The 797-nt window shown below is 51.1% G+C and carries 1 protein-coding gene; it reads left to right on the top strand.

What is annotated here, in order from left to right; genetic code table 11:
- Window positions 1–797, top strand: a 797-nt coding sequence (locus tag DWZ67_RS19950) for an efflux RND transporter permease subunit (protein WP_133302963.1), incomplete at both ends; no start/stop codon positions are given.

Raw genomic sequence — 797 nt, 5'->3', positions numbered from 1 at the left:
TGCATTGTGGCGGTACTCTTCTTGGGGGATGTCAAGTCGCCGTTCATCATCGGGTTGAGTATGGTGGTATCTATTGTCATCTGCTTCCTGTTCTTCTACTTGTTCAAGATGTCACTCAATATCATTTCTTTGTCGGGATTAATCCTGGCGTTGGGTATGATGATTGACAGCAGCATCATTGTGACGGAGAACATTTCGCAGTATCGCGAACGGGGCTATTCGTTGCGGCGGGCTTGCGTGACGGGAACGAGTGAGGTGATTACGCCCATGCTGAGTTCGTCGCTGACCACTATTGCCGTATTTGTGCCGCTGATATTCATGAGCGGCATTGCAGGGGCGTTGTTCTATGACCAGGCATTCTCTGTTACGGTGGGGCTGCTGGTTTCCTACTTCACGGGTATCATGCTGCTGCCGGTCCTCTATATGCTGGTCTACCGGACGGGGTTGCGCGGCAGGTCGTGGTTCTCCCGCATCCGCATCAACAATCCGTTGAAGGAACATACGCTGGACCGTTTTTATGATGTGGGCATCGACTGGGTATTTTCCCATAAGACGGTAAGTATCATATTCTGTGTGGTTTCTATTCCTCTTTGTGTCTTCCTGTTCTATTCCGTCGGCAAGGAGCGTATGCCGCAGATAGACCAGAATGAACTGATAGTCCACGTGGAATGGAACGAAAACATACATGTGGACGAGAACCGGCATCGTGTGAATGTGCTGTTCGGCCAGTTGCTGGACAAGACAGTGGAACAGACGGCTGCCATAGGCCAGCAGGACTATCTGCTGAACCGTGAGCA

The sequence above is a fragment of the Bacteroides sp. AF34-31BH genome (assembly GCF_003602795.1).
Lineage (GTDB): Bacteria > Bacteroidota > Bacteroidia > Bacteroidales > Bacteroidaceae > Bacteroides > Bacteroides uniformis.
The sequence above is the reverse complement of the archived record's forward strand: the minus strand, read 5'-3'. Positions and strand labels throughout refer to the sequence as shown.